The sequence below is a fragment of the Catenibacterium mitsuokai genome (assembly GCF_025148785.1).
Lineage (GTDB): Bacteria > Bacillota_I > Bacilli_A > Erysipelotrichales > Coprobacillaceae > Catenibacterium > Catenibacterium mitsuoka.
Genome location: NZ_CP102271.1, coordinates 1,291,097 through 1,314,286, shown reverse-complemented (window position 1 = coordinate 1,314,286; position 23,190 = coordinate 1,291,097). Strand labels below are relative to the sequence as shown.

Annotated in this window: 22 protein-coding genes and 3 pseudogenes; 5 read left to right on the top strand and 20 right to left on the bottom strand. The window is 34.6% G+C overall.

Annotated features, from left to right (window positions below; translation table 11 throughout):
• Positions 1–8: 8 nt before the first annotated feature.
• The 6 genes from NQ499_RS06540 to iadA form a co-directional block, all read right to left on the bottom strand.
• The gene (locus NQ499_RS06540) at positions 9–1,331 is read right to left on the bottom strand and encodes an MATE family efflux transporter (protein ID WP_040390037.1); all 1,323 of its coding nucleotides are present in this window, start codon (positions 1,329–1,331) and stop codon (positions 9–11) included.
• A gap of 121 nt (positions 1,332–1,452) precedes the next feature.
• The gene (locus tag NQ499_RS06535; protein WP_006506276.1) at positions 1,453–2,097 is read right to left on the bottom strand and encodes a cupin domain-containing protein; all 645 of its coding nucleotides are present in this window, start codon (positions 2,095–2,097) and stop codon (positions 1,453–1,455) included.
• Positions 2,090–2,734, bottom strand: a complete 645-nt coding sequence (locus NQ499_RS06530) for a GyrI-like domain-containing protein (protein ID WP_006506275.1) — start codon at positions 2,732–2,734, stop codon at positions 2,090–2,092. The genes NQ499_RS06535 and NQ499_RS06530 overlap by 8 nt, the downstream gene beginning before the upstream one ends.
• A gap of 15 nt (positions 2,735–2,749) precedes the next feature.
• The gene (locus NQ499_RS06525) at positions 2,750–3,652 is read right to left on the bottom strand and encodes an alpha/beta fold hydrolase (RefSeq protein ID WP_006506274.1); all 903 of its coding nucleotides are present in this window, start codon (positions 3,650–3,652) and stop codon (positions 2,750–2,752) included.
• A 77-nt stretch (positions 3,653–3,729) separates the two neighbouring features.
• Positions 3,730–4,434, bottom strand: a complete 705-nt coding sequence (locus NQ499_RS06520; protein ID WP_155812840.1) for a TraX family protein — start codon at positions 4,432–4,434, stop codon at positions 3,730–3,732.
• 412 nt (positions 4,435–4,846) lie between these two features.
• Positions 4,847–5,911 (bottom strand): beta-aspartyl-peptidase, encoded by a 1,065-nt coding sequence (gene iadA / locus NQ499_RS06515; protein ID WP_259848785.1) that lies wholly within the window; start codon positions 5,909–5,911, stop codon positions 4,847–4,849.
• Between the two features lie 318 nt (positions 5,912–6,229).
• On the opposite strand from iadA, the gene NQ499_RS06510 reads away from it, so the two are divergent.
• Positions 6,230–7,480: an IS110 family RNA-guided transposase gene (locus NQ499_RS06510; protein ID WP_259848552.1), complete on the top strand. Its 1,251-nt coding sequence runs from the start codon at positions 6,230–6,232 to the stop codon at positions 7,478–7,480.
• A gap of 334 nt (positions 7,481–7,814) precedes the next feature.
• Here NQ499_RS06510 and NQ499_RS06505 read toward each other — a convergent pair whose 3' ends face one another.
• Both NQ499_RS06505 and NQ499_RS06500 read right to left on the bottom strand, forming a co-directional pair.
• Entirely contained in the window at positions 7,815–8,321 is a 507-nt protein-coding gene (locus NQ499_RS06505; protein ID WP_259848784.1) for a GNAT family N-acetyltransferase, read from the bottom strand.
• A gap of 573 nt (positions 8,322–8,894) precedes the next feature.
• The gene (locus tag NQ499_RS06500) at positions 8,895–9,221 is read right to left on the bottom strand and encodes a winged helix-turn-helix transcriptional regulator (RefSeq protein WP_006507190.1); all 327 of its coding nucleotides are present in this window, start codon (positions 9,219–9,221) and stop codon (positions 8,895–8,897) included.
• A gap of 145 nt (positions 9,222–9,366) precedes the next feature.
• Between NQ499_RS06500 and NQ499_RS06495 the strand changes: the two genes are divergently transcribed.
• Complete coding sequence (locus tag NQ499_RS06495; protein WP_040390282.1) at positions 9,367–9,720, top strand: cupin domain-containing protein; 354 nt, start codon at positions 9,367–9,369, stop codon at positions 9,718–9,720.
• 721 nt (positions 9,721–10,441) lie between these two features.
• Here the strand turns inward: NQ499_RS06495 and NQ499_RS06490 are convergent.
• The 8 genes and pseudogenes from NQ499_RS06490 to NQ499_RS13750 all read right to left on the bottom strand — a co-directional run bounded on the left by NQ499_RS06490 (position 10,442) and on the right by NQ499_RS13750 (position 16,606).
• Positions 10,442–10,717, bottom strand: a complete 276-nt coding sequence (locus tag NQ499_RS06490; protein ID WP_006507194.1) for a hypothetical protein — start codon at positions 10,715–10,717, stop codon at positions 10,442–10,444.
• Between the two features lie 10 nt (positions 10,718–10,727).
• Complete coding sequence (locus NQ499_RS06485; RefSeq protein WP_006507195.1) at positions 10,728–11,606, bottom strand: hypothetical protein; 879 nt, start codon at positions 11,604–11,606, stop codon at positions 10,728–10,730.
• Between the two features lie 408 nt (positions 11,607–12,014).
• Positions 12,015–12,212: a hypothetical protein gene (locus NQ499_RS06480; RefSeq protein WP_050772231.1), complete on the bottom strand. Its 198-nt coding sequence runs from the start codon at positions 12,210–12,212 to the stop codon at positions 12,015–12,017.
• Positions 12,213–12,257: pseudogene (locus NQ499_RS13675) on the bottom strand (hypothetical protein); the annotation flags it as partial.
• A gap of 496 nt (positions 12,258–12,753) precedes the next feature.
• Positions 12,754–12,921: a hypothetical protein gene (locus NQ499_RS06475; RefSeq protein WP_006507198.1), complete on the bottom strand. Its 168-nt coding sequence runs from the start codon at positions 12,919–12,921 to the stop codon at positions 12,754–12,756.
• Between the two features lie 465 nt (positions 12,922–13,386).
• Positions 13,387–13,626: a hypothetical protein gene (locus NQ499_RS06470; protein WP_050772232.1), complete on the bottom strand. Its 240-nt coding sequence runs from the start codon at positions 13,624–13,626 to the stop codon at positions 13,387–13,389.
• 290 nt (positions 13,627–13,916) lie between these two features.
• The gene (locus NQ499_RS06465; protein ID WP_006507200.1) at positions 13,917–14,600 is read right to left on the bottom strand and encodes a hypothetical protein; all 684 of its coding nucleotides are present in this window, start codon (positions 14,598–14,600) and stop codon (positions 13,917–13,919) included.
• A gap of 735 nt (positions 14,601–15,335) precedes the next feature.
• Positions 15,336–16,606 (bottom strand): annotated as a pseudogene (locus tag NQ499_RS13750) (transposase).
• A 316-nt stretch (positions 16,607–16,922) separates the two neighbouring features.
• Here NQ499_RS13750 and NQ499_RS06445 point away from each other — a divergent pair.
• Positions 16,923–18,419: a DUF1846 domain-containing protein gene (locus NQ499_RS06445; RefSeq protein WP_006506475.1), complete on the top strand. Its 1,497-nt coding sequence runs from the start codon at positions 16,923–16,925 to the stop codon at positions 18,417–18,419.
• Between the two features lie 332 nt (positions 18,420–18,751).
• Here NQ499_RS06445 and NQ499_RS06440 read toward each other — a convergent pair whose 3' ends face one another.
• Entirely contained in the window at positions 18,752–19,003 is a 252-nt protein-coding gene (locus NQ499_RS06440) for a winged helix-turn-helix transcriptional regulator (RefSeq protein ID WP_006506477.1), read from the bottom strand.
• 220 nt (positions 19,004–19,223) lie between these two features.
• On the opposite strand from NQ499_RS06440, the gene NQ499_RS06435 reads away from it, so the two are divergent.
• Complete coding sequence (locus NQ499_RS06435; protein ID WP_238319889.1) at positions 19,224–19,499, top strand: cupin domain-containing protein; 276 nt, start codon at positions 19,224–19,226, stop codon at positions 19,497–19,499.
• A 440-nt stretch (positions 19,500–19,939) separates the two neighbouring features.
• Here NQ499_RS06435 and NQ499_RS06430 read toward each other — a convergent pair whose 3' ends face one another.
• From NQ499_RS06430 to NQ499_RS06420, 3 genes are read right to left on the bottom strand one after another with little or no spacing between them, the layout of a single operon-like run.
• A complete protein-coding gene (locus tag NQ499_RS06430; protein ID WP_006506479.1) occupies positions 19,940–20,563 on the bottom strand; it encodes a hypothetical protein in 624 nt (207 codons plus the stop codon).
• An 18-nt stretch (positions 20,564–20,581) separates the two neighbouring features.
• A complete protein-coding gene (locus NQ499_RS06425; RefSeq protein ID WP_006506480.1) occupies positions 20,582–20,794 on the bottom strand; it encodes a hypothetical protein in 213 nt (70 codons plus the stop codon).
• A complete protein-coding gene (locus tag NQ499_RS06420; protein WP_050772181.1) occupies positions 20,791–21,813 on the bottom strand; it encodes a hypothetical protein in 1,023 nt (340 codons plus the stop codon). The genes NQ499_RS06425 and NQ499_RS06420 overlap by 4 nt, the downstream gene beginning before the upstream one ends.
• 479 nt (positions 21,814–22,292) lie before the next feature.
• Here NQ499_RS06420 and NQ499_RS13745 point away from each other — a divergent pair.
• Positions 22,293–23,186, top strand: a pseudogene (locus NQ499_RS13745) (recombinase family protein); the annotation flags it as partial.
• Between the last annotated feature and the right edge of the window lie 4 nt (positions 23,187–23,190).

Below are 23,190 nucleotides of genomic sequence, written 5' to 3'. Positions count from 1 at the left end.
AATTATTTCTATTTTTTCTTATATATACGAATCATGAGAGGTGCTTCCACTAATAACATCGCAATCCATCCTATCAAGTAAGAATAAGGTAATGCTTCTATTCCAAAGTTCCATAATAAAATCATAGGTATTGCGGCAATAACTCTTCCTCCCATATTAGTAAAGCTAGAAAGTAGTGTAACCTTTAAATCCCCTATCCCTCTAAAGAATCCTTGAATAGCGTTAGTAAATGCGGGAAGAATATACATGACTGCAATGAGATGAAGATAAGTGACACCATGACCTATAACTTCTGTATCTTTTACAAATAAACTCATAAGTTCTTTTGCGAATAATAGACATATTAACATAACTATCAAAGCATAGGTTATTTCAAGTATAAGACCACAACGAAAGCCTTCCTTCATACGATTGTCTTTACCTGCTCCTTTGTTTTGAGCCATGAGTGCAGTCATTGCATGGGCTATATTTTGTTCTGGTGATATCGCAAAGTCATCTATTCTATTGACAACCGCAAAAGCAGCAGCGACAGAAACACCCATCGTATTGACTAATGCCTGTATCGCAATCTTACCCATCTGTACTGTAGCCTGCTGCATGGCAGATGCCCATCCATAAGCTACTGTTTTCTTTAAATAACTTGAATCAAAGACAAGCCATTTTTTCCCAAGTCTTAATATAGGTACTTTCTTTTGAATATAGATCACACAGAATAAACAACATAATGCTTCACTAAGTACTGTAGAAATAGCACAGCCATTACATCCTGCCTTTAATACAATTACAAAGAATAAATCTCCAAATATATTTAATATAGCACTGATAATTAAGAAATAAAGTGGTGATGCACTATCACCTAGAGCTCTTAGTGTACTAGAGAAAAAGTTATAAAGAAATGTAAACATAAGACCTAAGAATATAATACGCATATATTCTGTAGTCATCGTAAATATTGATTGATCAACCTGTAACAACATTAATATTGGTTTGGCGAATAATAAACATATGATAGTAAGTACAAAAGAGAATACAACACCTGATATCATAGTTGTACTGATCTGTCTTTCTAATGCTTTATAATTCTTAGCACCATATTGAATCCCCATAAGAATACTGGCACCCATACATAATCCATTTAAGAATAGAATCATTAGTGTACTGATTGGGTTACATATTCCTACTGCGGCAAGTGCTTCTTTCCCTACGAACTGTCCTACTATAATACTATCTACTGCATTATAGGTCATCTGAAATAAATTACCTAAAACGAGTGGGACGGTAAAAGAAAAAAGAAGAGGCATAATCTTGCCTTGAGTTAAGTCTTTCGTCATATCATTAAATCCCCCCATTAATGAACAGTATTATTATTACTCTTAATTTGAGCTATTTCAAGAAGTATGAAGACGTAAAAAAACGAGACTACATTGAATCTCGTTCTAGGTAATATATTCATTATTCTAATGTAAGAAGTAATGCCATCTTGAAACGTTTAGATGCTTTGACTGCATGCATGCCACCCTTCGCAAAACAGAAGTTCTCTCCTGCTTTAATGACATGGTCTTTACCCTCATAACTGATGATACCTTCACCATCTAATGCGAAGATGATAGCTTCTCCTGGTGCTGCATGTTCAGTAAGTCCAGTTCCTTCATCAAATGCCATTACTATAAATTTCATCTTCTCATTATGTACAATATCCATATTGATAATCTTACCTTCTGAATAAGGTAATAGTTCTGCAAGTTTAAATACTTCTCCTGGTTTAATTATTTCGTTCATAATATCTGTCCTCCTAATCATTGCTTCTGTATATATGACACCCTCTTTAGTTCTTATACCTATTGGGGTATCAGTGAATGTAATAAAACTTTCCTTTTCTTTAACTACTTTAGTATAGCCATTATTTCCATAGACTTCCAACTGACCTTTCAAGACATAAATCATCTTATAATAAGGATAGATTTCTGCACTTATATCTGTATTTCTTGCGAGTGAGAAACAAGTGAGTGTATCATTTACTGCTTTAGAAGTCGTACAGCCTGGTATTGGCTGATTATCCTTTGTGATAGAGAAGACTTCTCCTATTTTTTCATTCATGTCTAACTCCTTTCTTGATGGGATGTCTAATAACTGTTTTCCATTTTTCTGGTGCGACTCTTCTTGCATCAGAAAGATATATTTCATGATGTAATCTTTCTTTTGAAAGATCATTGATATATCCATTTTCTTCTAGATATTTATCCATAAGTGCAACAGAAACTGGTTCATCATCAAAAGGACCAATATGCATCATCTGTACACATAATCCCTCCTCTATAGTAAGAAATTCTGCACAAGAACAATCCATCTTTTTCTTAATAGAAGCAGTTTCTACTGCCCATTCAAAATCTTTTTTAGTAATAAAGTCTGGTAAACGAATGACAGAAATCCAGTTAAAAGTAGATTTATTGTCATAATCTATACCTTCAATACCATCCTGCCACCAGAAACCTTCTAGTGGAGGAACCACATATTCAAAGAATCCTTTTATCTTATAATTTGTTTTATAGCTCATCTTAAGTGTATAAGCGACTGCATATAGTACACTAATAGCCTTCTGATAAGCCCCACCTTCCTCATTTGGATCTCCTTGTCCTCTTACCGCAATATAGTTAGCACGGGGAACAGTGACTATCATGGGTTTATTTTTAGGCATGTAGAATTCTTTATATTCTTTCTTAAAATCAAAAACCATATAGAACCTCCTGTATTAATTAGCATAGAAAAAGTCTAGAACATCTTTATATACTACTTCTTTATTTGTTTCATTGAGTAGTTCATGTCTTTTATTTTTGTACAGTTTACTCTTGATATTTTCATAACCTACTTCTTTCAAAAACTCTTCTAATTCATTAAATTTCTGTTTTCCTTGAATGACTGGATCATCAACACCCGCAATTAAGAATATAGGTAATGAACTGTTTTGTGGATTCCAATCATCTTTGATGAAAGCTGATTTTAATAGTTGAAATAGATTTATAAAGCCGCTTGTAGTAAAAGTAAACCCACATAGAGGATCGTTGTTATATGAAGACACAGTCTGTAAGTTAGAACAGATCCATTCATTTTCAGTTTTATAGCCTTTGTTGTAGTATCCTACAGATAATTTATTCAGAATCTTATTAGGTTTATGTTCTTTATAAAATGATCCGGTAAGTTTTCCTGCAAATAATGCTAAATCAACAAGCTTATTTTCTGTAGGTGGACCACACAATACAATCTTTTCAATATGCTTTTCATATTTTTTTAGATAGTTTCTAGAAACCAATGTACCCATACTATGACTAAATATAGAGATATATAATGTAGGATATCTGTTTTTCAAATATTCTGTAACTAGATAAGCATCATCTACAATATATGTTATATCGTTTGTATAGAAATATCCTAAATGTGATGTGTCTTTTACACTTGCACCATGTCCTCTATGATCATGAATGGCACAAATATAGCTTTGTTGTGATAAATAGTACATAAACTCATAATAGCGTTCTTTATGTTCAGACATTCCATGTATTAACTGAATAATACCGATAGCCTCTCCTTCTGGTTCAATAATAGCGAGTTCTAGGGGTAATTGATCTCTTTTTGATAAGAGTGTTTCAATAATCATATGTATTTACCTCGTTTCAAGTATATTTTTTGTATAATTTAATACTACACAATTATTATGAACTTTAAATGATGTATCTAAATATGAAAAGTCATTCTTATTATTCCTAAAATAAGCAAATGTACTGGATAGAAGAAATAGTTGAATAACTTATTTTGTCTACCTCTTTCTCCGTTATAAGTCAGATTCAAGCCAAATCCAAGTAATGCCCAGGGTTCCTTAAACATTGACGCATAACAAAATGGTATAGAATAGATATATTTATCATGAAATATATACATGAAATAGCCAATAAGTACGGCATGATGTTCATAATCTAATCCTAGATTCATAGCTACAAAACACATAACTGCGACAATGAGGATGGATACAACATACCATAATGGTTTATTCAGTTTCTCTTTTAATACATCTATAATCCATATAATGGCAAGTACAAATGACAGTGTAAACATAATATTGTTCCAGTTGGGTTCAAAGAACACAGCTGATGTACACATATCAAATGGGACTTCAGAGATGATACCAAATAGAAGAAGAGTTCCTAAGTATTTATATTTGTTTCTCGTATGGAAGTACCCTTCTATTAAAAGAAAGATAAATATAGGGAAAGCAATTCTTCCTAAAATATCAAATAAATCACTTATTCTATTTAACATACCACCATCCAGATTAGGATAGATAATAGCTTTATTGAAATGATCAATCAACATTGAGGCAAATGCGATATATTTTAACTTCGCACCTGAGAATATCTTGATTCTCTCTTTTATATTATTCATATGTCTCATCCTTTCAAATCCATTATAACATAAAAGGCTGATTTACAAAGGAATCAGCCTTGGTAATTACTGTGATATGTTTTTTTAGAATAAAATCTCCCATTTCATTTATAAGATCCTCTGCTTTTATATTATAGCATATCAGAAAAAGCCATACATTCAGCATCTTATATTGAACTCTTATTATACTATAAGAAAGTGAAATTCATCTTACTTCACTACATAAAAGGATGATTCACAATTGTGTGAGGTACCATCTGTATTTATAAGAATAGTCAGATTAAATATAACCATCTTGATAAGTGACTGAATATAACATATTTCTTTATATTAGTATGGTATCCCCTTAGTATTTCTTAGAAATGAAAAGGTTCTGAATGACATTTATCAAAATCAGAACCTTTATTTAGCATTAATCTTTCTTTGTGATGATATGCTTAATTTCATCATCTTTCCATACAACTAAATCACAATCAAAGCCTTCTTTAATACTACCTGTATTTTTTAAGCCTAGTACATGCGCTACGTTTTGAGTAAAGAATGGTAAAGCTTTTTCATATCCCAATGCATTCTTTAGAGAAATAAATTCTTTCTTTAAGTTAGAGACTGGTGTAATACCAATTTCTTTGATAGATCCATCTTCATTATATGTAGACCATGAGCCTTGTGCATCACTAGAAATAGTGACTTTAGAAGTATCCTTAAACTGTTTAATGAATTCTAGAGTCTTGCCATCACCTTCACATGTTAAGTCAACTGTACCACCCATTTCAGCAAACTTAAGTGCATCTTTAAATAAGTGTGGATTACGACTACAGTGGGTAGGCTGGAATAAAGAAACAGGAATATCAGCTCTTTCTAATGCATGAAATACAGGAGTTAATCCTTGTTTTTCATCACCCATATGAAGTGTTAAATTAGCCTGTTTTCCAGCAATAAGACTTGCTGTACGGATTTGAGAAGCTAAACGAACAAGTTCATCATCAGTAATATGACTTGATCTATGATCACTTAAAGCAAGCTTAACACCTAGAATACTATCAATAAATACAATATCATCTTCTACTGAATCAGTGAGAGTATACGTAGGATATGTATAACTTCCTGTTAGAATATAGGTATGGACACCTTTTTGAGTCAATTCTTTTGCTTTGGCGAATAATTCTTTTGTGTTTCTTGTATAGCCATCTGTACCTAATAATCCAATCACAGTAGTAATACCTGCATCTAGTATTTCATTGACTTCAATAGGTCTAGCACGAGAAATAAAGCCTGCTTCTCCCCCACCACCAGTAATATGAACATGACGATCAATAAGACCTGGTGTAAGGACACAACCTGTACCATCAATTGTTTCAATAGAATAAGGATATGTGATATGATCATCTATCTTTTCTATTTTAGAATCTGAAATCAATACATCTTTAACACCTAAATCTTCTGGTGCATAGACTTGAATGTTTTTAATTAGTTTCATATTTTCCTCCATTTCCCCGCACCTTCGTTGCGCGGACACAAATATATAACCAAACTCAAATCCACCAAAACTCTAGTGTGCCTCTCGATATAATAGTATAATCAAAGAGAGGTGGTATACTACAGAGCACGTAGGGGTGAGTAGGCAATTCTACTTAAATAGAATATCCTGAATATTTATAAGTCGCCGCTATCTTTTCAAGCACAAATAAGTTGGACTTAGAGCCAGGACACTTATGATTGTACAATCAACTGAGTGATTAGCTTAGATAGCAGTCAATGCCACTTCTCTTCTTTCAATGAAAGGAGAGATTTTTTTATGAAGATTGTTAGACCAATCTGCTGTGGCATGGATGTTCACAAGAATATCATTGTGGCTACAATCGGTATTACTAATAAGAAAACTCGTATTACTGAATACATCCAAGAAACGTTTTCAACTTTAAACCATGATTTACTGAATCTTAAACAGTGGCTCATTAATCACAAATGCTTTGATGCATGCATGGAATCTACTGGTAAATATTGGATTCCAATTTTCAACATCTTAGAAGATGAAATCAATATTTACTTAACTCATCCAAAATATGTCAAAGCAATTAAAGGAAAGAAAACTGACAAGAAAGATTCAAAATGGATCTGTGATTTATTTAAACATGATCTAATCAAATTTTCTTTTATACCACCCAAAGAAATAAGAGCTTTACGAGAAATATCTCGCTATCGCTATAAATTGGTTGGGATGCGTTCCTCTGAACGTAATCGATATCAGAACTGTATGACAGTTTCCAATATCGGTATTGGTTCTGTATTTTCAGATCCGTTTGGAAAGTCTGCACAAGCAATCATGAAAGAAGTACTTGAGTCAGATATCATTGAAGATGAGAAAATTTTGAAATGTATCCATAGATCGTGTAAAAATAAAGATAAGATTCTAGATTCCATTAAACACTGCAATATTGAAACTGATCAAAGGTTTAAAATGAATGAGTCAATGACTCATATGGAAGAATTACAAGTCCATATTGATAACTGTGAAATCGAAATGATGAAACGTGCAGCACCAATGTTCGATCAATTCATGCACATCACCCAACTACCAGGCATCAGCACTTTATCTGCAATCCTTATTATTTCAGAAATCGGAGTAGATATGAAACAATTCGAATCAGATAAACAACTAACCTGTTGGGCTGGATTAGCACCTGCAAATAACGAAAGTGCTAATAAGAAAAAATCAGTTCGTATTTCTAAAGCAGGTCAATATTTAAAACCTTTATTAGTTCAGTGTGCTCTTGGAGCAATCAAAGATAAGGAGGGCTATTTTGGAATTAAGTATTCTCGTATCAAAAAGAGACGAGGTCACAAGAAAGCCATTATCGCAATTGCAAGAATGATGCTTGTCAGTATATACCATATGATTCTTACTGGAGAGACATTTAATCCTTCAGATTATGAATCATTTAGAAATCCTAATCCACCTATAAAGCAACAAGATTTAACAGAAGAATCAGCAATTGAGTTTCTTAAGAAATCAGGTTTTGACGTTTCTAAATTAACTAAACCATAATATTCAATTATTCTATTTTTTCTAAATTATTCAAACTTGTTTTTAAGTTTGTCTTTTTTTATACGTTTAGATTGATTTTTGTTTCACACTTTTTCACCTCAATGAGTATTATATAGAGAAACCAAAGTGATGTCATGTTAATCTGAAAAGAAAACATGAATTACATCAATTCTTTATAATGTAAATACATGCTTCATAACAAAAGCACCTTAATGGTGCTTTTGTAGTTATATTATAAACTACCCCGAATTACGGGAATTTGCACTTTTTAACGATTAGTCAAATCTATTGATAAAAAGTATACTGTCTTACAAACAGAAATCTATAATTCTTATTAAAGTTTTATTTCATAACCATGCTCATGCAATACAAAGCCATCATCAAATATCTCATTGTAAACACCATTAACCTTTACAAACTCTTTTTTAGTATACAGTTGAATTGCTGGTATATTGATATCTACCACAAAAAGTCTAAGATACTCAGCATTAAGTGTTTTTGCAATTTCTTTTGCTTTATCAAGCATTAGGCTACCTAAACCTTTTTTTAAATATTTAATATTTACACCTAGTCTATCAATATATACAGCTTTTGCATGATTATCATTCCATTCAACTGCAGTTTCTCCTGAGTTTGTATCAGACAAAACAAATGCAGATACTATTTCTCCATTGTTCAGCAAAATATAGAGTTTATTATTTTTTATATCGTCCTCAAAAAATTCACAAGGATAAATGTCATCCCAAATTTGAATATTCTGTTCATTCATGTTTTTAATAATTCGTTTATACATATCTTTTAATTGTGGCAAATCTTGCATGACAGCTTGTCTAAAATCCATCTTATCACCTCTTCAAATTACGATTTCTCCGTTTCAAAAACTAGAATGTGTCAATCCACTCAAAATACTCGATTATATTTTCTTTTTACAGCCTTAGGAATATCGCCGCCAGGCAAAGTGACCTATTATTTCCCACTCTCAATCTTCTTCAAGTTCTTTTAATAATTCTTGATATTCCAAAAATTCAAACTCTTCCTTAGTTCTATGAATCCAGATACTTAGTAGATTAAGAGAATGTACTACAAGCATCAAAATTCACATAACCATACTTCCGTAGATTTCTTGCCACGATTATTCCATATAACTCGCCTGTAAATAGTCCCGAATTACATACAGACAAAAATGTTGGAATTGGCATATCTACTGGAGTATATACGGTGTTTATAACCATCTTTTCCACTTGTACTTGAGTAATGAGACTCTTATAAAGTGCTAGCTTAAGCAAATAACAATTTGGCCAACCTACTGAACCATTGCATTGGAATCCTGACTTAAGGTAGGTGTTGAAAGATGCACATAAAAACAAAAACTTCTCACCACCAAAACTAATCCGGTGATGTGGAGTCTTTTCTTTTAATCAACAATCGTTTTATAATAATCACCAAAATCCGCTAATGCATCAATAATAGGTAGCATTTCTCTTCCAAGATCTGTTAAACCATAATCCACTCTTGGAGGATTCTCATGATAATCATTTCTATACACAAGGCCGTCATCAATCATTTGTCTTAAACTATCAGTAAGTACCTTTTGAGAAATACCTTCTAAATCTCTCTGAAGTTCATTGAATCTCCATGGACGATTTTTTAGATTTCGTATTATTAAAAGCTTCCATTTTCCACCTATAAGAGATACAGCAGTTGCAACCGGACATTCTGGAAGTTCTTCTCGTGTCTTCATATGTTGTCACCTCATTCCATTTATATAATAACGCATTCATTTTGTTGTGTACAGTTACAAAAATGTGCGTACTTGTTTAAGCAAGTGTAACTGATTAAACTATTATCAAGCAACAAAGTTGCAAATAAAAATGGAGGTAATTCAAATGTCAAACTACACAAAAACAAATATTGGTAATGAAGGACGCATGGAACTTCATGAAGCACTTTCTTTAACTGGTGCTGAAGTAAGTATTAATTCTCTTCCTGCCGGTGCAGGTGTTCCTTTCGTTCATTCCCATAAGAACAACGAGGAAATCTATGGTGTAATTTCTGGAAAAGGAACTGCTACCATCGATAATAAAACAATCGAGATTGTTGCTGGTGACTGGTTAAAAATCAGTCCTGCTGCAAAGCGTCAATTCTTTGCGGCTAGCGATTCAGGCATCACTTATATTTGTATTCAGGTAAAAGAAAACTCACTTGGCGGTTTCACAGCTGATGACGCTGTCATCCATTAAAAGTATCGCAAACCTGCATAACCACCTCCCTGCCTGGAGGGGTATTTTTATTATTTAGGAGGAATCCATACTATTCTCTATTTCAGTGAATCCAAGCCAAAACATTGCATAACTTCTAAGGAAAAAAATCTTGCAATATAGTTTGAACACAAATAGTAACTAGCCCCATTCCAACAAAAAGCATTAATACCTATTCTTATCGTAGAGTTGCTGTAAATAAAAAACACAATGCAATAAATACCTAGATTGCAAAGCGTCCAATAAAACTATGGACATCCAATGCAGTATCTATTGTCATAAGCATATTTGGAAGTTCAACTTGGCAAAAATCTAAATATTTTGAAAAAGTCACTACTGCTATTCTAAAAAACAATACAGCTATAGTATTTATAATATTTCTCTTATTATATATCAGGTTTTCACTATTCCTGATATCATCCAAGAATCCTATCATAACTACCCTATTCGTTTCTGTTCTTTTGCCAAGGATGTTTGAAGAAAGTGAAGTGATAGATTATCCTTGCACATTGAAACATATAACTTGTTTCCGTAATCAAAATCACCAAGACAAATGTACTTCTTCTTATCGACATTGTACTAATTATAATATTCGACCATGTTTCACCATATTTCATTCTTCCAGTGATGGTATTCCGAATTCGATATATTCGGCAGCAACACTGACAAAACCCGAATTAAGGTTAAATGCTATTTCATTTGGCTAATTTCCATGTGTCACTTCCCAAATCCAAAATCCCATAACAATATCTACTGATATTTTGAAAAAAGTAACTCCCTTAAAATGAAAATCCCATACAAATCCTGTGCTATCCTGAATCTTCGCTCCAGGAATTACTTCCTCAATTGTCAATTCCACCTCGTTCTCTAAATAATGAATGGTTCCGATTCGATAGTCGTGAAAAGAGTCTTCCTTTTCTATGTAATTCATAATACTTTTAAATGATGTAAGTATCTCTTTACGTTCTGTCCATCCCATATAAACTCTCTTATCGCCATATATTTACAAGAGCAGCAATTTCTTCATCTGTTTTGTTAGTAAAGAAAACTGTCTCTCCTGATTGTATATTTAAACGGGTTATCATTTTATTTTGCCCGAAATATACATAATCACCCTTTATAACCATACTGTTTGCAGAGGAAATTGAAAAGTCCCACTCACAACTCTTTATGCACTTTCCACTTCCAGAAATTTGAAACAGGATTGTAATGTCCTGATATTTTCGCCTATCTCCATCGTTCTCTAATTCTCGAGAACCACTGGCTATGACAACATACCCTTCTGTATTTTGAAAACGTCCTTCATATTCAAGTCTGGTATGCTTGTTATTGTGATAATTTTCATAAATAGCGACAGCTTCGAGTTTTTTATTGATCCTTATGATTTTGAAGGTTCCAAGTCCCAGATGCATCAAGTTGGAAATAGCATACGAGTATTCTCCACAATCAAACATATCACAATAATTTCCTTCAACAAAAAAATCAGCACGCCCAAATAAACTGTTTATTTCTTCTTTCTCAAGCAGACCATGGTAATTATCTTTTCCAAGCCAGCTTGTAAATTCACCATGATTATGATTGTAAAAAGTCCCAAATTGCGTTTCAAACTTTTCGGGTGCCTTCATATGAACTAGATTCTCGTTATATCTCCAAAAAACCTCATTATCAACTATCTGAACTTCAAGTGGCTCAAAATAACACATAACACCCGTTACCATGTTTGTACAATGGAATATCTTTGTATCATTAAGACCATGTTCTTCAATATAGTCCTTGTTGTATCCAAGACCAGAAATATTGCGCTGTACTAGGTTTAAGTCTGAAAACGGTCTCCACTCGGACGTTTCCCTTATTACTTCTTTACTCATATCACATTGCCTCCTTTATAATTTCAATAGAGCATTGTATATACCTAAAAACAGAATTATTCTTCGTTTTCGTTTCGCCTCACATAGAGCAATTCAATATAATAACCAAGTACAAACAGTTTAAATTGGATGCAGTTCAATATAGAAAGAATCACTCTGAACTTACTTTTCAACAGGTTGCTGATAATCAAGGAGTTTCCAATAGGTCAATCCATAGATGGTTCACTCAATTTGATGATGCTAAGATTAAAAATGTGGCAGACTTGATGATCCAGTCAGCCTCAGGATGCTTATAGATAACTGCCTTCACTCTTCCTACCTTAGGAAGTTTTATACTGTTTCCAATGATAGCTATAGTACCCTTCTGATTATTTGTAGTATATGACTTTCTATTGTGCTTTGCAGACTTCAATCTTGGAAAGACGTCTGCTTCTTACATAAATTATTGAAATGATTTCTAAATGCAGCCTGCTGATTCAATTGAACATTGGCAAGTGCAAGACTATCCCCTTCCTTAAGGAAGGGATAATCCTTCTTATACTTGGAAGGTGTCACACAAACAAACTTGCCAGTCTCCTTGTAGCTTTCAATCTTATCGTTAAGCATGAAATTATAGACCTTTCGATAGCGGTCGAAGGTCTTCGCAAACATAATTCTCTAATCAGCATTTGGATACAGTCTGTACCTTTTTGTCTTGTTTGTCATCCTTGCTTTCCTGAGATTGTATGTATTGCTGGATGATTTCTACCATCACAAGACCTGTGGTCAGTAGATAGAAACTCGGTGACTAGAACATCTCCTTTCAAAGGAATTTACAGATCTCTGGAAACTTCTTCTTGATGAGTCTGCTACTTGCAGATTAATTAGCGTTAATGGGCTTGCATATCTGAAAATATAATACCAATAATCAGTGTTATATTAGATGCTTTTTATAGAAATGATTCAACATATTCTAGTTCTGATTCGAACAGTGAAGCCCCCCGTGAAATGACAGTAATCTTGAATATTGCATCAGATATGTTTTTAACAGAAATAAGAATTGCTGATATCAGACAAAAACTAATATAGGCATTAATAATTCAAATTCTTTACTATTGCAACTTAATCCGATAATAAGGATCAATTTGCTTATTAGAAATTATTTCTTTTATTTATCCTTTGGCCAAGAAGATATTGCATGAATTTTCCCTGTATTTACATCCATAGCCATATGTTCAGACAAACGCATATATTTGTTTCCATCAGAATCAATAGCCATGCTTTTAAAAATAGGGTACAACAACTTATTGGCATCATAGTCTATAATTGGTTTCATTATTTTTTCTCCTTTAATAACTTAAAATACTTTACACTATAGTTTTTCTTAAAAGTTTCGATTTTATTAATGCAATTTCCATAGCACTCAAATTTACAATCAAAATAATTTAGTAAAAAATCTAACAATTACACTGCAAATTCTTAACAAGCTCTAGGCTACCAAAGTGGTTAATCCCATATGTAGCTTTTTAGCATCAGTTCAATACTGTCTTGCCGATCATTTACAGAAGCAACAGTTGTTGAGTATTCTGCTGCACTAGAATAAGTAGAAATTTATTCATTTTTCTTTTTTAAACGACTACTTCTCCCCACAAAAAAATATACAGGTAACGATTTAAGAGAAGTGCGGAGCAGAAATATTCATGATATAACTATTCGTCTATGACTGATAAAAAATGATCTCTGTAGGTATTTCTTGACTCTATCCATAACAGTTCAACAACTTCCAATTTATATGAACAATTCACATTCTTTTCTGACTGATTAAGCCTTTTTTTGCCATTGCCGCAACTGCCGATATAGTCGCAATCACTTGAAAACTTGCTATAACAGCATAATCTTCCATCAGTACAAGCGTATTCTCATAAGCTCTGTTTCCGTATATAGCAACAATTACACAGTTATACTGATTACCTTTAATCTTAGCAAGCCATTCTAATGCAAGCTGTGGTGCTACTCCACCAAAAGAAGACATGGCAATCACGGCATGTCCTCTATTCTTAATGAAATGAAACTAAAATCCAAATCAGTTTTTGAAAGGTCTATGTCTTTCACTTTGTTCCAGAATTTTGTTATTGTATTTGCTACTTTTTCAGTTCAACCTGTTGGGCTAAAATTAATTCTATGTTCGTTCATTTTATATTTTTCTAACCTCCTATTTAATCGATTATTTTCTTCAGATCTAATTCACTGTTTGCAACCTCTTTAAATGGTCAAGTTGCCGAATTGGTTGTCATCCGTTTTCATTTTTCAAAAATCAAGTCAATATCATAATCATTTATATACCTTGATATTCTTACAAATGATTTTTAAAAACTCTATATCAAATACAATAGTTTCCAAATCAGGTGCAGCTTGATATATAGCAAAATCATTTACATATGCTGTAAGTGGATCACAATTCATCTCTATATCATAAATATTACTGAACTCAAAATGATAAATATCGCCATCTTGTAGCTTCAATACGGCTGATTGATCATTACATTCTAAACTGATGAACTTGCTATCATGAAATGAAAATTCATCTAAACATTCATGACCTTCTAGTAATTTAATCGCGTTATAATAATCTGCATCAGTTCTTATTTTACTTTTTTCAACAGTGTATTTATAGTATTCATAACTTTTTCTAACATTCTCTATTTCTTTAGGATAAGCACAGTGTGGATTTTCCTTCAATGCAAGATCATATTGTTCCATCGCTGGCTTATAATACTTATTCAACAATTCATAGTTAGAACTTTTAGGATACATTTCCCATCCCATCAATGATAAAACTCTTGCATAATATAAATGATTCTTTTCCTCTGCATTTATAGCTGCATAATATGCTGACCATAAATGATACATTCCTTTGTCTTCTTGACGTGTCCAGCAATCTTTTTTCTTTGAATACACTAGACATTCTCTTGCTATTTTATAATCTTCTATAATCCTATCCCATAGTTCATTCATTAAATCACCTCTAATTTAGATTTTTTTGCTTTCTATCTACTACAGAAACATATTGCTTAAAACCATTGCCCTGTTGAATTAATAGATGCTGTATCTGTAGAGAAAAATGATGCCATTGGTTACTCTATAAACTGACGTAGTATACAACACGTAATTCCAAATGCTAACGTCATCAAAATACCATATTTTACTGCTGATACAACTCTATTATTTTTCTGCACTGATATTCTGTTATGTGAATGCATAAATCATAACAGTCAGGAATACCTCCATCTGATTTCTAATCCAATTATAGAACAGATTGAAAATCCATGTGGCCGGTTCATCTTCAAGAACGCCGTTTAATCGGTGTTTATGAAATTTAATTTTCACTCACCTGTGTTTTTGGAGATTCAAATACAATTTTAGTATTAAACAAGTAGTTTAAAAAAGCTAAAGTGAAAAGTTAAATTCCACTTTAAAACAGAACGAAACAAATGTGGAATTTACTCGTTCAGGATAATGTTTTCATAAGAATATCGGATATTAAGTCTGATATTCTTTTTGTTTTAGAAATGGAAATTAGTCATACGTATATAAGAAGTGTGACTTTAATCACAGAAATCATTGTATTTTAAGGCACAATAAAGCTATGGAATTTCGTTCATTTTTTTCGGGTGTAAGACTAAATTCCACTTTAACTGCATGTGCTATTGTCAGTCTGCATCTCATGTTTCATACATTCTCCGAATGATTTTAGTTATCTTCTTTTAATAAATATGGTTTTAAAATTATTTCATCATTTTCTATTTTCTTGATTCCAAATTCTATGAATTTCTTATATAAATCTGGACTTAGGAACTCCATCATCTCCAGCGGTGACTTTCCTTTTAGGTTCTCCTTTGGCTGGGAATTGATGTGGGATGCCATGAGGTTAGCCTTCTCCTGTGAATCAAAACCGAGATCCTTGAGATCTGCTTCTTTAGGGCATATGTAACGTATCTCTTTGTGGTTGTTCTCAAGACTTCCTTTCTGGCATGATTGCATAGGATCACAGTAAAAGACATGAGTCCTCATGCTGCCATCATTGTCCTTTTCTAGTCCATCTGCATCTGAGAATTCAGTACCTCTATCTGTCTTGATGACCTCCACTTCCTTTACAAAAAGGTTTTTTCCTAATATTGATTCAAGAAGGGCTGCGCCTTCAACCATAGCCTTTGCAGTCTTCTCTTCATGGTATATAATGAACATGAAAGAGTAAGACAGGAACTTAAAAGTCTGCATGAAGGACCGCTTTGCCCATTGTAGACGGTATCCATCTCGACAATACTAACGTTGTCATGATCGTCAGTATATGAGATGAAATCCTTATAGGTGCGGCCTATCAGGAACTTTCTGTCTTCTCTTTTTTTATATTTGACAGAATCCTTCTTTGATATTCTTCTTGTCTTGACTCTTAAGTCAATATCAAGCAGGCCGAACTGTCTAAATACGCCAGATTCTATGTAATTGTATAATGTCTTTTCAGAAATATTCAGTTCAGGATGAGAAGTGATGATCGATATGGTGAATGACCCTTCTTAACAAGAGGGACAATGACATCAGCTAAAGCCTTAAGTTCGCTGTATGTCATGTTTATTCCTTCTCTTGATTCAATGAGATCAGCCATATATTCCTTATTGGCGAGATCGCAGAATATGTGAACTTGTCAAATCTACAGTGCTGGAATTTAGGACACCCGTTGCAGGCATAGGAGATCTGTCTCTTCGCTTGCATTTAAAAACTACCAAATCAGCACAATCCTTACATACATGATGATGCTTGCATCTGTCCTTGTTGGCACATGCAGGATCAAAACTGCAGTAATGTGAATGTTTTCTATGTGCCTTTATTTCTTTGCCTATAGTTGATTTATCCTTCCCAAGAGTTGCAGCGATAGAAGCCTTGGTAGCACCATTTTCTATCCCTCTCTCAATGATTTGTCTTTCTGAAAGAGTAAGATGTAAATTCTTATTTGATTTAGCCATGATAATCAGCCTTTCATGAAATAGAGAAACAGACATCACGGTAATTATATACCTGAAGGAGAAAATTCAACTATTGAAGGTGTAAAAGTAAATTCAACTGTAAGAGTAAAATCAACTGGAAAGATGTGAAAGACTAAACGCAACTTTGACCCGCCTAAAGTGGAATTTAACTTTTCACTTTAGAGTAGTTTAAAAAAGATTATAAAAAGATTGTAAACTTCCCATATTCCGTAGTATATTGTTAGACGGTAGTTTTAAATGTTGGTTCAATATAGAATGAACTGTTTAAAAATAAAATTATAGGAAAGAGGATAGAATGATGAACATAGGATTTGATAATGAAAAATATTTGCAGATGCAGTCTGCTCATATTCGCGAACGCATTGCTCAATTTGACAACAAGCTCTACCTAGAGTTTGGTGGAAAACTGTTTGATGACTTCCATGCATCTCGTGTACTCCCAGGATTCCAGCCAGATTCTAAGATGCGTATGTTAATGCAGCTTAGCGACCAGGCTGAGATTGTGATTGTTATCAGCGCAGAGGATATCGAAAAGAATAAAGTACGCGGAGATCTTGGCATCACTTATGATGTAGATGTCCTTCGATTGATGTCTATTTTTGAAGAACATGGTCTGTTTGTAGGAAGTGTCGTTATTACAAAGTACAGTGGACAGCAGAGTGCTTCCTTATTTAAAAACAAATTAGAGAAGCTTGGCATTAAGGTATATCTTCATTATCCGATTGAAGGGTACCCTTCTAATATTCCACATATTGTTAGTGATGAAGGTTATGGAAAGAATGAGTTTATCGAAACATCTCGTCCACTCATTGTTGTTACTGCACCTGGACCTGGAAGTGGAAAAATGGCAGTCTGTCTTTCCCAGCTCTACCATGAGCATAAAAGAGGCATCTGTGCTGGCTATGCTAAATTCGAAACATTCCCTATTTGGAATATCCCATTGAAGCACCCAGTTAACCTTGCATATGAAGCTGCAACTGCAGACCTTAACGATGTAAATATGATTGATCCTTTCCACTTAGAAGCTTATGGAAAAACAACAGTCAACTATAACCGTGATGTAGAGATCTTCCCAGTACTTAAAGCAATGTTCCAGCGTATTTATGGACAGAGTCCTTATAACTCTCCTACAGATATGGGGGTTAACATGGCCGGAAACTGTATTTGTGACGATGATGCATGTAAGGATGCTTCATGCCAGGAAATCATCCGTCGCTACTATGATGCAAGAAGACGTGCTCTTGCAGGTAAATGTTCTGAGGAAGAAGTATATAAAATTGAGATGCTTATGAACCAGGCGGGTATTACTGTCCACGATCGCCCTGTTGTTGACGTTGCTCTTTCTCGTGCAGAAGAAACAGAAGCTCCTGCTGCTGCATTAGAGCTTGCAGATGGCCGCATGATCACAGGTAAGACTACAGACCTCCTTGGTCCTTGCGCAGCACTCCTTTTAAATGCACTCAAAGAGCTTGCTGGTATTCCACACAGTCAGCCAGTCATCTCACCTGCAGCAATTGAACCAATCCAGACTTTAAAAACACAGTATCTTGGAAGCAAAAACCCACGTTTACATATGGACGAAGTGTTGATTGCATTATCTGTCAGCGCAGCTTCTGATCCAAATGCTCAGAAAGCATTGGAACAGCTTCCTAATCTAAAAGGATGTCAGGCTCATACATCTGTTATGGTCAGCGATGTAGACAGAAAACTATTTATGAAGCTTTCTATCCAGGCAACTTTTGAAGCAAAATATGAAAATAATTCTGTGATTTTTCCTAAAAAAGGTATATAGCCCTAAGTGATTTTCATCTTTTGAAGAAAGAATCAAAAAGAGACTTATCGCAATGATAGTCTCTTTTTTGATTTTCTACTCATACCCAGTCAATCCGACTACCATTCCCAGTCTTTTTCACAATAAGCTTTGTGTTGAGCTGTTCTTTTTAGTTCATTGACTTGAAAACAATTCATATTATTTGTAACGCCTTTTTTTGCTGTTATATGGTAAAAAATGAAAGAGAAAAACTCTTGCGAAGGATAAAATAAAAATGTAGGTAAATATTTAAAGATAAGTGTAAAAAAACTCCTCATCACTCGAACTAAATTCAGTGATAAGGAGTCTTAGGCTTAATCAACAATTGTTTTATAATAATTTCCGAAATCTGCCAATGCATCAATAATCGACATCATCTCTTTTCCAAGATCAGTCAGTCCATAATCAACTCTTGGTGGATTCTCATGATAATCATTTCTATAAACAAGGCCATCATCTATCATCTGCCTCAGACTATCAGTTAGTACTTTTTGAGAAATTCCATCTAAATCTCTTTGAAGTTCATTGAATCTCCATGGACGACTTTTTAAATTTCTTATGATCAATAGCTTTCATTTACCACCAATTAAAGACACTGATGTTGCAACAGGACATTCTGGAAGTTCCTTTTTTGTCTTCATATGCAATCACCTCATTTCAAAAATATTATAGTATATTCATTTTGTTATGTACAGTTACAAAAAGGTGCGTACTTTTTTTAGAGTGTATAAATGATTATACTATACTCAAGCAACAAGGTTGCTAATAAAAATGGAGGTAATTCAAATGTCAAACTATACAAAAACCAATGTTGGTAATGAAGGTCGTACAAAACTTCATGAAGCATTTTCTTTAACTGGTGCTGAAGTAAGTATTAATTCTCTTCCTGCTGGTGCAGGTGTTCCTTTCGTTCATTCTCATAGAAATAATGAAGAAATCTATGGAATTATTGCTGGAAAAGGAACTACTATCATTGATGGAGATACTGTCGAAATTACTGCAAGTGACAGGTTAAAAATCGTCCCTGCAGCACAACGTCAATTCTTTGCTGCAAGTGATTAACGTATCACTTATATTTGCATTTGGGTGAAAGAAAACTCACTTGACGAATCCACTGTTGATAATGCTGTCGTTTATTAAGAATGTTGCATAACTGTATGAAACCCTCCCAACCCTGATGATGCTTGAAAGGTTGTTTTGTTATTCTTCTTTATTTTTTGTAAGATAGTAAAGCTTCCATTCTTAGAAAGCAAATGGACATCCTCTACACATAGTTCTGATGTATCTCTGCCTCCCCTAACATTTAATCCTCTCCGTGCTATAAAGCGAACAGTCAAGTTACCGGATTAGACAATATCTAAATCATCACCCAAATTGAATTTGCACACTAGATAACATCTATCCTAGTGCCACAACCTATGACACCTAATCCAGAGCCTAAAACCCTATATATCCCTTACCATAAAGACAAATCGTTTGAGATGTACTCATTTCTTAGCAGTTCATTTCTGCTCCTTCTTCATTTTTTTCTTTCTATAGTTTTTAGGGAAGTACGCCTTCCCAAGTTGCCACATATATTTATCTATTTCTTTCAAGTTATACTGATCTAAACCATAAAATGATCTGAAGTCAATTAGCGTACTCTTGAATTTTTCATAATCTTTAAGATCTGTAGTTTTAAACTTTGTGAAGCCATCTCTATCCCTGAAGTAACACAAAACCTTTTCTACATAACTATCATAAATCGGATATTCAAAAGGTTTATGGTGACTACAATACTTCGTAGAGAATGAATAGAAGTTCTTCTCCACTCCGTTAATTGTTACTTTCTGCAAATCTGAAACAAGGGTAACATCTCCCGACTCCAGACGAGCATCTATATCCAATGACAAGATATGCTTTGCAACAGGGTACACAGAGAAGATATTCGTGCTGTAGAAATCATTAAGTGCCGCAACCTTTAATAGAATATCCGACATCTCTACATTCTCAGGACAAAGCTGGAAAAAGAGTTTATCCAGTGCATCTTCCTGCAGATGATAGTTTTCAAGTTCATCCCAAGCTCGCAGATAAAACTCTACCTGTTCAGAGGACGGATTCGGCACATTTTTTTTTATAGATCGCATATCTCTATTCCTCCTTCACTATTTCTTTTGATTAATCTTTCCACCTGTAAATACTATAACAGCAGCACTAGCAACAGTTGCAGTTCCAGCTCCTATTGCCTTTAGGACATTCTTAACCGTTTCAGCATGCTTATTTCTACACGCCTCGCAATACTTATGCTTGTAACCAGCCGGCAGTACCTTCTGGCACTTCTTGTTTTTACAAATTCGAATTTCTGCTTCATTACTCATTTTCTTTTCCTCCGACCAATTTTACTTTCAATCTGCTTTGGTTCTGGTACATACGGAAGTGCCTGAACCTTTTTACTAATATCCGGTAATGTCTTTGACCAATAATTTTCAGGTGATGGATCAATCAGATCAAGACGCTCTACCAATTCCGGAACAGATAAATAGGTATCTTCGATAAAGTTTGAATAATATGTCAAGCTCTTTCTTGCAGCCTCATGCTCGCCAAGCTCCTGGTATGCCAACGCTTCCGCAAAAGACACCATATTAACCGCACACAGACTTTCACGGATCTCACTCATTCTGCCATTAATCTTATCGGTCGAAGCTCCTGATAAAATCTTCTGGAAGAAATTTTCCGGTTGACTTGTGATAAACTCAACATTAGTCTTCTGGCTCAGCATGAGAAGATTCCTACTATCTTCTGCTGCAGATGCAAGCCGCATAAGCGCCATAGCCTTTAGTTCCGGATTCTTTATTTCCATTGCCTGAAGTAGCTTCTGCTGACAACTATAAGCCGTTGCCAAGCGATCATACTCCTGACCTATTCTTACTTCTTCAATCGCTAGCTGAACCGCCTGTATCTGTTCAGCAATCTGGGCCATTTGCATTTGAGCAGAAAAACTTGTCATTGCCTGAGTCATTTCCGGAGCCATCTGTACTGATTTCAATGGAATAGTCGCCACAATCTTTTTAGTCTCAGGATTGATCAGATTCGCCATAAGGGATCCGTCTTTCTTAGTCATCAGCTTCAGTGCACCTTTAGCAATCTGCTGCTTCTGCTCATCCGTCAGTACAGCTTGTAATGTAACATCCGGTATCGCGGCCTTAACTGCGTTAATGAATGCCGGTGCAGTATAAAGAGCCTTTTCAATTTTTAAGAAGGCAGTCTTCGCTTCCTTAAGCAGCGGTTTTGCTACTTCGGGCACCTGTTTAAAATGTTCACTTAGTTCCTCTTTATATTCAGAGGCATCAATTACTTCCACGTATTCAGGTGGAATAACAATCGTATCTTCATTCATGTCAAATAATCCTTTCACGATATTTCTATTATGGAGAATGTAATTCTTGCGAATTCACCTCTTTACGTAAGAAATCTCTTTATCATAGCCGAGCTGTTCCATCATCTGAACAAACGTCTTATTTACGATCTTTTTGAGACTCTTGATAAGACGATTCACTTATGACGGAGATGTGCCAACCTTCTCAGTGAGTACTGCCTGAGTGGTCTGTTCTTCTACGCACTTAACTTTTACATCTATCTCAACATTATTTCTAAGCACCTAACTCACCGTAGAACTTTCTGTACGACTAGATTTCACTGTCAGTTCAATTTATTATACCACACGAATGTAAACATTTCATCATAGCACAACAAAAAGACATCCGGATCAATTTCCGACCGCCTCGTTTGTTTTGATTATGCTTCCACTTCAATCTGAAAATCTGATTTAAACTCGACCACCAGTTTCTCGTAGTAAACCGTTATCTTCTCGATGAAATGCTTATACAGCCGTATAGAAAGCAAGGTTATTTGATGGGAAATGTATTGGTCATTCTTGTCAAACGACAAATTGGTAATACCGGTCGTAAGCAATATGCAAAGCCTAAACTCCGAGTCGCGGCGTACTGTAGAGTTAGTACTGACAGCGATGAGCAGGCTACAAGTTATGAAGCTCAGGTTGAGCACTATACAGAATATATTAAGAAGAATCCTGAATGGGAATTTGTCGGAATATACGCTGATGATGGCATTTCCGGTACCAACACAAAGAACAGAGAAGAATTCAACCGTATGATTGAAGATTGCGAGGCTGGCACCATCGACATGATTATCACAAAATCAATCAGCCGATTTGCCAGAAACACCTTAGACTGCTTGAAGTACATCAGGCAGCTAAAGGAAAAGAACATCCCGGTATTTTTTGAAAAAGAAGCAATCAATACAATGGATGCTAAGGGTGAAGTTCTTTTTACGATTATAGCTTCACTGGCTCAGCAGGAATCACAGTCCTTAAGCCAGAACGTAAAGCTTGGACTTCAGTTCCGCTACCAGAATGGTCAGGTGCAGGTTAACCATAACCGCTTCCTTGGCTACACAAAAGATGAAGAAGGAAACCTTGTCATTGACCCAGAGCAGGCTGAAATCGTAAAGAGAATCTATCGTGAGTACCTTGAAGGTTCCAGCATGGATAAGATTGCAGCAGGCCTTAAAGCAGACGGTATTCTCACCGGCGCAGGTAAACCACGATGGCATACAAGCACCATCAACAAGATTCTCCGCAACTAGAAATACATCGGTGATGCCCTTCTCCAAAAGACTTACACTACTGAATTTCTTAACAAGACCAGAGTTAAGAACACCGGAATCGTTCCGCAGTATTATGTTGAGGGCAACC

What these genes read in the sequence shown, in the direction of transcription:
- NQ499_RS06540 (WP_040390037.1), bottom strand. Translation starts at nt 1,331, where the DNA reads ATGACGAAAGACTTAACTCAAGGCAAGATTATGCCTCTTCTTTTTTCT.
- NQ499_RS06535 (WP_006506276.1), bottom strand. Translation starts at nt 2,097, where the DNA reads ATGAATGAAAAAATAGGAGAAGTCTTCTCTATCACAAAGGATAATCAG.
- NQ499_RS06530 (WP_006506275.1), bottom strand. Translation starts at nt 2,734, where the DNA reads ATGGTTTTTGATTTTAAGAAAGAATATAAAGAATTCTACATGCCTAAA.
- NQ499_RS06525 (WP_006506274.1), bottom strand. Translation starts at nt 3,652, where the DNA reads ATGATTATTGAAACACTCTTATCAAAAAGAGATCAATTACCCCTAGAA.
- NQ499_RS06520 (WP_155812840.1), bottom strand. Translation starts at nt 4,434, where the DNA reads ATGAATAATATAAAAGAGAGAATCAAGATATTCTCAGGTGCGAAGTTA.
- iadA (WP_259848785.1), bottom strand. Translation starts at nt 5,911, where the DNA reads ATGAAACTAATTAAAAACATTCAAGTCTATGCACCAGAAGATTTAGGT.
- NQ499_RS06510 (WP_259848552.1), top strand. Translation starts at nt 6,230, where the DNA reads ATGAAGATTGTTAGACCAATCTGCTGTGGCATGGATGTTCACAAGAAT.
- NQ499_RS06505 (WP_259848784.1), bottom strand. Translation starts at nt 8,321, where the DNA reads ATGGATTTTAGACAAGCTGTCATGCAAGATTTGCCACAATTAAAAGAT.
- NQ499_RS06500 (WP_006507190.1), bottom strand. Translation starts at nt 9,221, where the DNA reads ATGAAGACACGAGAAGAACTTCCAGAATGTCCGGTTGCAACTGCTGTA.
- NQ499_RS06495 (WP_040390282.1), top strand. Translation starts at nt 9,367, where the DNA reads ATGTCAAACTACACAAAAACAAATATTGGTAATGAAGGACGCATGGAA.
- NQ499_RS06490 (WP_006507194.1), bottom strand. Translation starts at nt 10,717, where the DNA reads ATGGGATGGACAGAACGTAAAGAGATACTTACATCATTTAAAAGTATT.
- NQ499_RS06485 (WP_006507195.1), bottom strand. Translation starts at nt 11,606, where the DNA reads ATGAGTAAAGAAGTAATAAGGGAAACGTCCGAGTGGAGACCGTTTTCA.
- NQ499_RS06480 (WP_050772231.1), bottom strand. Translation starts at nt 12,212, where the DNA reads ATGCTTAACGATAAGATTGAAAGCTACAAGGAGACTGGCAAGTTTGTT.
- NQ499_RS06475 (WP_006507198.1), bottom strand. Translation starts at nt 12,921, where the DNA reads ATGAAACCAATTATAGACTATGATGCCAATAAGTTGTTGTACCCTATT.
- NQ499_RS06465 (WP_006507200.1), bottom strand. Translation starts at nt 14,600, where the DNA reads ATGAATGAACTATGGGATAGGATTATAGAAGATTATAAAATAGCAAGA.
- NQ499_RS06445 (WP_006506475.1), top strand. Translation starts at nt 16,923, where the DNA reads ATGATGAACATAGGATTTGATAATGAAAAATATTTGCAGATGCAGTCT.
- NQ499_RS06435 (WP_238319889.1), top strand. Translation starts at nt 19,224, where the DNA reads ATGTCAAACTATACAAAAACCAATGTTGGTAATGAAGGTCGTACAAAA.
- NQ499_RS06430 (WP_006506479.1), bottom strand. Translation starts at nt 20,563, where the DNA reads ATGCGATCTATAAAAAAAAATGTGCCGAATCCGTCCTCTGAACAGGTA.
- NQ499_RS06425 (WP_006506480.1), bottom strand. Translation starts at nt 20,794, where the DNA reads ATGAGTAATGAAGCAGAAATTCGAATTTGTAAAAACAAGAAGTGCCAG.
- NQ499_RS06420 (WP_050772181.1), bottom strand. Translation starts at nt 21,813, where the DNA reads ATGAATGAAGATACGATTGTTATTCCACCTGAATACGTGGAAGTAATT.